Source organism: Brevundimonas sp., assembly GCF_036399195.1.
Lineage (GTDB): Bacteria > Pseudomonadota > Alphaproteobacteria > Caulobacterales > Caulobacteraceae > Brevundimonas.
Genome location: NZ_DASWNO010000150.1, coordinates 1 through 7,403 on the forward strand (window position 1 = coordinate 1; position 7,403 = coordinate 7,403).

Annotated in this window: 10 protein-coding genes; 2 read left to right on the forward strand and 8 right to left on the reverse strand. The window is 67.2% G+C overall.

From position 1 onward, the window contains the following. From VGB60_RS06965 to VGB60_RS06975, 3 genes are all read right to left on the reverse strand, one after another. On the reverse strand, positions 1-1,011 hold a 1,011-nt coding region (locus tag VGB60_RS06965; protein WP_331037542.1), incomplete at its 3' end, for a homocysteine S-methyltransferase family protein. Continuing rightward, a complete protein-coding gene (metF, locus tag VGB60_RS06970; protein ID WP_331037543.1) occupies positions 1,008-1,967 on the reverse strand; it encodes a methylenetetrahydrofolate reductase [NAD(P)H] in 960 nt (319 codons plus the stop codon). The genes VGB60_RS06965 and metF, both read right to left, overlap by 4 nt. Beyond that, positions 1,964-2,926: a metalloregulator ArsR/SmtB family transcription factor gene (locus tag VGB60_RS06975; protein WP_331037544.1), complete on the reverse strand. Its 963-nt coding sequence runs from the start codon at positions 2,924-2,926 to the stop codon at positions 1,964-1,966. The genes metF and VGB60_RS06975 overlap by 4 nt, the downstream gene beginning before the upstream one ends. A 105-nt stretch (positions 2,927-3,031) precedes the next feature. Here VGB60_RS06975 and VGB60_RS06980 point away from each other — a divergent pair, with 105 nt between their 5' ends. Continuing rightward, on the forward strand, positions 3,032-3,517 hold the full coding sequence (locus VGB60_RS06980; RefSeq protein WP_331037545.1) for a hypothetical protein: 486 nt from the start codon (positions 3,032-3,034) through the stop codon (positions 3,515-3,517). 16 nt (positions 3,518-3,533) lie between these two features. On the opposite strand, the gene VGB60_RS06985 is transcribed toward VGB60_RS06980, so the two are convergent. From VGB60_RS06985 to ettA, 4 genes are read right to left on the reverse strand one after another with little or no spacing between them, the layout of a single operon-like run. Next, complete coding sequence (locus VGB60_RS06985) at positions 3,534-4,460, reverse strand: 2-hydroxyacid dehydrogenase (RefSeq protein WP_331037546.1); 927 nt, start codon at positions 4,458-4,460, stop codon at positions 3,534-3,536. Then, positions 4,457-4,789, reverse strand: a complete 333-nt coding sequence (locus tag VGB60_RS06990; protein WP_331037547.1) for a DUF5615 family PIN-like protein — start codon at positions 4,787-4,789, stop codon at positions 4,457-4,459. Before VGB60_RS06990 ends, VGB60_RS06985 begins: the two co-directional genes overlap by 4 nt. After that, positions 4,786-5,013 (reverse strand): DUF433 domain-containing protein, encoded by a 228-nt coding sequence (locus VGB60_RS06995; protein WP_331037548.1) that lies wholly within the window; start codon positions 5,011-5,013, stop codon positions 4,786-4,788. The genes VGB60_RS06990 and VGB60_RS06995 overlap by 4 nt, the downstream gene beginning before the upstream one ends. A gap of 24 nt (positions 5,014-5,037) precedes the next feature. Then, a complete protein-coding gene (gene ettA, locus VGB60_RS07000; protein ID WP_331037549.1) occupies positions 5,038-6,705 on the reverse strand; it encodes an energy-dependent translational throttle protein EttA in 1,668 nt (555 codons plus the stop codon). 180 nt (positions 6,706-6,885) lie between these two features. On the opposite strand from ettA, the gene VGB60_RS07005 reads away from it, so the two are divergent. Beyond that, on the forward strand, positions 6,886-7,161 hold the full coding sequence (locus tag VGB60_RS07005) for an SWIB/MDM2 domain-containing protein (RefSeq protein WP_331037550.1): 276 nt from the start codon (positions 6,886-6,888) through the stop codon (positions 7,159-7,161). Positions 7,162-7,168: 7 nt separating this feature from the next. Here VGB60_RS07005 and VGB60_RS07010 read toward each other — a convergent pair. Then, on the reverse strand, positions 7,169-7,403 hold a 235-nt coding region (locus VGB60_RS07010; protein ID WP_331037551.1), incomplete at its 5' end, for a 2OG-Fe(II) oxygenase family protein.

Consider the following 7,403-nt stretch of genomic DNA (forward strand, 5'->3'; position numbering starts at 1 on the left):
GGGAATTTCGCGCGTCGGCAGTTTCGACACCGCCTGCGCCGTGTGCCGGATGTGATCCGGCGTGGTGCCGCAGCAGCCGCCGACGATGTTGACCAGACCCGAGGCCGCCCATTCCTCGATGAAGTGGGCGGTCTCGTGCGGTTGCTCGTCGTACTGGCCCATGGCGTTGGGCAGGCCGGCGTTGGGGTAGGCCGCGACCAGCGTGTCCGCCACCCGCGAGAGTTCGGCGATGAACGGCCGCATCAGGTCCGCGCCAAGGGCGCAGTTAAAGCCCACGGCGAAGGGTTTGGCGTGGCGCACGCTGTTCCAGAAGGCCTCGGCTGTCTGGCCCGAAAGGGTCCGGCCCGAGCGGTCGGTGATGGTGCCCGAAATCCAGATCGGCAGGGCCTCCAGGCCCTCGTCCTCGAGGTCCTTGATCGCCTTGATCGCGGCCTTGCAGTTCAGCGTGTCGGTGATGGTCTCGATCAGATAGAGGTCGACGCCGCCTTCGTTCAGCGCCCGCACCTGATGACGGTAGGCGTCATAAACCTGGTCGAAGGTGACCAGCCGCGCGCCGGGATCGTTCACGTCCGACGACATCGACAGCATCTTGTTCAACGGCCCGATCGAACCGGCGGCGAAGCGCGGCTTGTGCGGCTCCTTCGCGGTCCAGCGATCGGCGGCCGCGCGGGCGAGTTTCGCGCCTTCCAGATTGATGTCCCAGACGGCCTGTCCGTCGAGCTTGTAGTCGTCCTGGGCGATCACGGTGGCCGAGAAGGTGTTGGTCTCGGAGATATCCGCGCCGGCGGCGAAATACTGGTCGTGCAGGCCGGAAATGACATCCGGGCGTGTCAGGCACAGGATGTCGTTGTTGCCCTTCATCTGGCCGTTGTGGTCGGCGAAGCGCCCGCCGCGAAAATCCTCTTCGGACAGCTCGCTGCGCTGGATCATCACGCCCCAGGCGCCGTCCAGCACGAGGATGCGCTCGCGCGCGGCGGCATGCAGGGCGGCGATGCGGTCGGCGCGCGTCACTGGACGGTCTCCAAACGGGTTTCCCGCACGCCCAGCACCCGGCAGATCGCATAGACGAGGTCGGCCCGGTTCAGGGTGTAGAAGTGGAAGTCGGCGAAACCTTCTTCCTGCAGGCGGGCGCAGGTTTCGGCGGCGACGGAGGCCGCCAGCAGCTTGCGCGTCTCAGGGTCGTCGTCGAGCCCGTCGAAATGCGCCTTGAGCCAGTCGGGGATCGAGGCGCCGCAGGCGCCGCACATCCGGGTCAGCCCGGTAAAGTTGGACACCGGCATGATCCCCGGGATCAGCGGGATGGTCACGCCCGCCGCCCGCACACGATCGCGGAAGCGGAGGAAGGCGTCCATGTCGAAGAAGAACTGACTGACCGCCCGGGTGGCTCCGGCGTCGATCTTGGCCTTCAGCACGTCGATGTCGTGATCGATGGACGGGCTCTCGGGGTGCCGCTCAGGATAGACGCCGACGGTGATGTCGAAGCCGCCGACCCGACTGATGGCCTGCGCCAGTTCGGTGGCGTTGGCGTAGCCGTCGGCGCGTGGCTGGTAGGCTCCGCCGATCCCGGCGCCGCCCGGCGGATCACCGCGCAGGGCGACGATGTGGTTCACGCCCGAGGCCTTGTAGTCCCGGATCACCTCGTCGACTTCGTCGCGGCTGGCCTCGACGCAGGTCAGGTGTGCGGCAGGGCTCAGCGACGTTTCCGAGAGGATGCGGCTGACGGTGCGGTGGGTCCGCTCGCGCGTCGATCCGCCGGCGCCGTAGGTGACCGAGACGAAGGCGGGGTTCAGCGGCGCAAGGCGCTGGATCGCCCTCCACAAGTTGGCCTCGGCCTCGTCGGACTTGGGCGGGAAGAATTCAAACGAGACGCGCGGGCGCGACAGGTCCTGCCCGGCGCGAGCCACGGGGCCCAGCGGCGACAGCAGCAGGGCGCGGGCTTCCGCGAGGCTGCGGGGTGCGATGCTCATGCGACGTTCGCCTTGGCCACGGCGGGGCGCTGAGCGGTCCAGATGCAGACCGTCAGGCCGTCGGTGTCGGGCGGCAGGGCGATCGGCGCGGACGGCTGGAGCCCGGCGTCCGTCAGCCATCGGCGCATCTCGGAGTCCGAGAACCCCAGCCGTCGATGCTGATGCTCCTCGCGCAGATGCTCCATCTGGTGCGGCGCGAAGTCCACGATCAACAGCCGCCCTTCGGGCATCACCAGACGCGCCGCCTCGGCCACCGCGGCAGCCGGGTCGACGAGGTAGTGCAGCACCTGATGGACCATCACCAGGTCGGCGCTCTGTTGAGGCAGTCGGGTGGCGAAGATGTCGCCATGGCGCAGCTCGACCTTGTCCAGCCCCGCCTTGGTGACATTGGCGCGGGCGATATTGAGCATGTTCTGGCTGAGATCGAGCCCGACCGACATCTTGGCCCGTCGTCCCAGCAGCGTCAGCATGCGCCCGGACCCGGTGCCCAGATCGACCACCCGCTCGAACGGGCCCTCGCCGGCGGCTCTGGCGATCGCGTCCTCGACGGCGCTTTCGGAGACGTACAGCGAACGGATCCGGTCCCACTGCGGCGCGACGCGCTCGAAATAGGTGTTGGCCGCAACTTCGCGGTCCTTGCGAACCGTCTCGAGGCGCCGGTCGTCGGCTTCGCCGGCGGAGACGTCCAGCAGGTCCAGCACGGTGTCGATCAGCCGCCGCGCCGGGACGTCAGAGGACAGGCGGTAGAAAACACGGGCCCCGTCCGGGAAGCGTTCGATCAATCCGGCGTCGGCCATCAGCTTCAGGTGGCGGGACACGCGGGGCTGGCTCTGGTCCAGAATCCGCGACAGTTCCATCACCGAAAGCTCTTCCCCCGCGAGCAGGGAGAGGATGCGCAGGCGGGTCGGTTCGCCGGCGGCGCGGAGGGCTTCGACGGTCTGGTCGGCGCTGAATGACATCTCTTTATATAAAGATATCCTTATATAATTTGGCAAGCAGAATCCGCTGGTAAGGCGCGCGCGCCGGTCGCATTCTGGACCCTTCAGTCGTCGCTGGAGGAAGCCATGTTCCGTTCGGTCTTGCTCGCCGCCCTCGTATCCGCCGCCGTCGGCGCGTCAACCGCCTCGGCCCAGACCACAGCCGTGCCATCGGCGGGGCCCGGCTCCCGACCGGGCGCGGGCATGGCCCCGCCGACCGAACGCGCGCAGGTCGCCGCCTGGGCGGATCGGCTGTTCACCCGTCTCGACGTCGATCAGAACGCCGCCTTGACCAGCGGCGAGCTGCTGGTCCTGACGCAGGGCGGAGCGGCGGCCATGGGGGGAGGGCGGCTCCGAGCGGCGATCGCTCAGTCCGACGCCAGCGGGGACTCACGGATCAGCCGCGAAGAAATGGCTGCGGGCGCCGCCCGCCTGTTCACCCGGATGGACGCCAATGGCGATGGTCGCCTGACGGGTGACGAGCTGCCCCGACCGCCGGCGCCGCCACGGGCTCCCTCCATGCCCAGCACGCCTGCACCCGATCCCTTCCCGCCCATGCCCGAAGGCGACTGACACTGACCGAAAGGCTCTAGGGGACGGGAGTCTTCAGAGGTTCGCGGGCAAACGCCGCCTGTAGGTTCTGCATCAGCAGCATCAGCATGCCCTGCACCGCCTCTGTTGTCGCGCCGCCGGTGTGCGGGGTCAGGACGGTGTTCGGAACGTCGGCCCACCGGCCGGCGTCGACCGGCTCCTGCTCGAACACGTCAAGCGCCGCCTGCCCCAGCCGTCCGTCCTTCAAAGCCGCGATCAAGGCCTCTTCGTCGACAAGCTGTCCGCGGGCCACGTTGACGAGCAGGCCCGTGGGCCCAAGCGCCTCGATCACCTCGCCCGAGATCAGGCCGATGTTGCTGTCGTCGGCCCGGCAAGCGACCACCAGTATGTCGCTGCCTCGTGCGAGTTCAGTCAGCGACTCCGCGCGCGGCCATACCGCATCCTTCTCGCGTGGACCCCACCAGCCGACGACCATCCGCAGCGCCTCCGCCCGGCGCGCCACAGCCTCTCCGATCGCGCCCAGGCCGACGATCCCCAGCCGTTGGCCGTTGAGGGACGGCGTGATGGTCTTGGCATCCGCGCTCCAGCGCCCGGCGCGCACGCTCCGGTCGCCCTCCGAGATGAGCCGCCGCGCCGCCAGGATCAGGCCGATGGCGTGGTCCGCGACATCTTCATGGTTCACGCCGGGCGCATGGGTGACCGGCAGACCGCGCGCCCTGCACCAGTCCACGTCGATGCCATCGTAGCCGGAGGTGAAGCAGGCGATCAGCTTCAGGTTCGGCAGACGCTCGATCAGCGCGGTATCCAGCGAGAATTCGCCGGCCACGATCACCGCGCCGATGTCGCGCTCCGCCTCGATCGGCGGCCCTTCCCACAGGCGATAGACGTCGTAGAGCGGCTCTAGAAAATCGCTCAGCGGCGCCAGATGCGGCTGGACGATCAGAACGGCGGGGCGCTGGGTCATGGGCGGACCTCGACCAGATGAACCCCTTCACCGAGACTGGCCAGAATGCGCGGCCAGCGCGGTTCCAGCCACGCGAACAGAGTGTCGCGACTTGCGTTCCCAAGGCGAATCCACACGACCTGGGGGCCGTCGCGGCGATCAGCCGCCCACAGCGCGAAGTCGCGATCCTTCGTTACGATGACCCGCGAGTGGGTGCGGGCCAGAGACCAGATCGCGTCGTCTGTCGCGTTCAGTTGGAACAGGTCGCATACATGTTCGGCCTCGTGTCCCCGCGCACCTAGCCACTCGGCGAGAGCCGGGGGTAGTTGCGCGTCGACGATGAACCTCACGCGGCGATCACGACCGTGTCGCCGATCGTGGCGGCAGCATAGGCGAGGCAGGCCCTGATGTCGTCCGGCTCAAGGTACGGGTAGTCGCCCAGGATCTGCTCCGCCGAGGCGCCGCCAGCCAGCATATCGAGCACGTCCTGCACGCGTATTCGCATGCCCCGGATGCATGGACGCCCGCCGCATTTCACGTCTTCGATGGTGATGCGGGACAGGAGTTCGCTCATGCCCTGCATCCTATCACAGATCGATCAGCGCCCGAACTTCTGGAACTTGATCCGGTGGGGGATCAGGCTCTCGACGCCGAGACGACGCTTCTTGTCCTCTTCATAGGCTTCGAAGTTCCCCTCGAACCATTCGACGTGGCTGTCGCCCTCAAAGGCGAGGATGTGCGTCGCCAGACGGTCAAGGAACCACCGGTCGTGGGAGATGACCACCGCGCAGCCGGCGAAGCCGTCCAGCGCCTCCTCGAGGTTCTGCAGCGTCTCGATGTCGAGGTCGTTGGTCGGTTCGTCGAGCAGTATCAGGTTGCCGCCGGTCGCCAGCGTCTTGGCCAGGTGCACGCGGTTGCGCTCGCCGCCCGACAGTTGGCCGACCTTCTTCTGCTGGTCGCCGCCCTTGAAGTTGAAGCTGCCGACATAGGCGCGGGTGTTGATCTCGCGCTTGCCGACCATCATCACGTCGGTGCCGCCGGAGATGGCCTGCCAGATGGTCTCGTCCGGCTTCAGGTCGTCGCGGCTCTGGTCGACATAGGCCAGTTTGACGGTCTCGCCGACCTTGATGGTTCCGGCGTCGGGCTGTTCCTGACCGGTGATCAGGCGGAACAGGGTCGACTTGCCGGCGCCGTTCGGGCCGATCACCCCGACGATCCCATTGGGCGGCAGCTTGAACGTCAGGTCCTTGAACAGCAGCTTGTCGCCGTAGGACTTCTCGAGCCCCTCGGTCTCCAGCACGACATTGCCCAGGCGCGGGCCGGGCGGTATCTGGATGACGGCGTGGGTCTGGGCCCCGCGCATGCTCTCCTGCTCGTCAACCATCCGCTCATAGGCGGCGAGACGGGCCTTGGACTTGGCCTGACGGGCCTTGGCGCCCGATCGGACCCATTCCAGTTCGCGGGTGAGGGCGCGCTGGCGGGCTTCGGATTCCGATTGTTCCTGCACCACACGCTTGGTCTTGGCTTCCAGCCACGAGGAGTAGTTGCCCTCGTGCGGATGGCCCTTGCCGCGGTCCAGCTCCAGCGTCCACTTGGTCACCAGATCCAGGAAGTAGCGGTCGTGGGTCACCAGGATGACGCAGCCGGGGAAGTTCTCCAGGTGATGCTGCAGCCAGGCCACCGACTCCGCGTCGAGGTGGTTGGTGGGTTCGTCGAGCAGCAGCATGTCGGGCTTGCTCAGCAGCAGCCGGGCCAGCGCCACGCGGCGCTTCTCCCCCCCGGACAGGTTGGTGACCTCCCAGTCGTCGGGCGGGCAGCGAAGGGCGTCCATGGCCATTTCGATGCGACTGTCGATGTCCCAGACGTCGCCGGCGTCGATCTTTTCCTGGAGGGCGGTCATCTCCTCCATCAGCTCGTCGGAGTAGTTCTCGGCCATCTCGCCGGCGATGGCGTTGAAGCGGTTGACCCACTGCTTCTCCTCGCACCAGGATTCCACGTTCTCGCGGACGTTCAGCGCCGGATCGAGGTGCGGCTCCTGCTCCAGATACCCGCGCTTTATCCCGTCGGCGGCCTTGGCCTCGCCCGAGAACTCCTTGTCGAGCCCGGCCATGATCTTCAGCAGGGTGGACTTGCCCGAGCCGTTGACGCCGACGACGCCGATCTTGGCGTCGTTGTAGAAGCTCAGCCAGATGTTCTCGAAGATCTTCTTGCCGCCGGGAAAGGCCTTGGTCAGGCCCTGCATCTGGAAAATGTATTGCTGCGCCATGAGGTGCGTCGCGCCCTGTCGTCTGGAAGTGCGGGGAAGTTGGCGCGGGATGTAGCGACCCGCCGCCGTCAGGGCAAATGACTAGAGCCCCGGCGCGGCGGTTTGAAGGCGGCTGGAACCGTTATCCCTGAGCCGCGGTTGTCCCGGCGCGTCGAGGGGTCGGAGCCAGCGGAGTGCGAGATGGCGCAGAATGAAGGACCCGGAGCCGGTGAAGAGAACGACGGCCTGCATCGGCCGCTGATCTTGTCGGACGAGCTTCAGGCGGTGGTCGGCGAGGGTCCCATGGGCCGGGCCGACGTGGTCAGCGGCCTGTGGGACTACATCAAGAAGAACGACCTGCAGGATGGGCAGGAGATCAACGCGGACGAGCCACTGAAGGCTGTGTTCGGCAAGGACCGTTTCACAATGTTCGAGATGAACGAGATCCTGTCGGACCACCTGTCCGAGGCCGAGTGACCTCGCCTCAGGCGTAGTTGAAGCTGACGGATATGCGCTCGCTTCTCGCGGCGTTCGGCGGCACCTCGTGGCGCAGCCAGCTCTCCCACATCAGGACCGTCCCCGGCTGCGGCGCCAGATAGACGAATGGCTTTTCGGCCTCGGGCGCGTCGGCGTGGACGCCCGGCCGCGCCATCATCATGGGCAGGCGCGGGTCCTCGAGCTTCAGGGCCGAGGCGCCGTCGGGGGTTTCGACATAGACG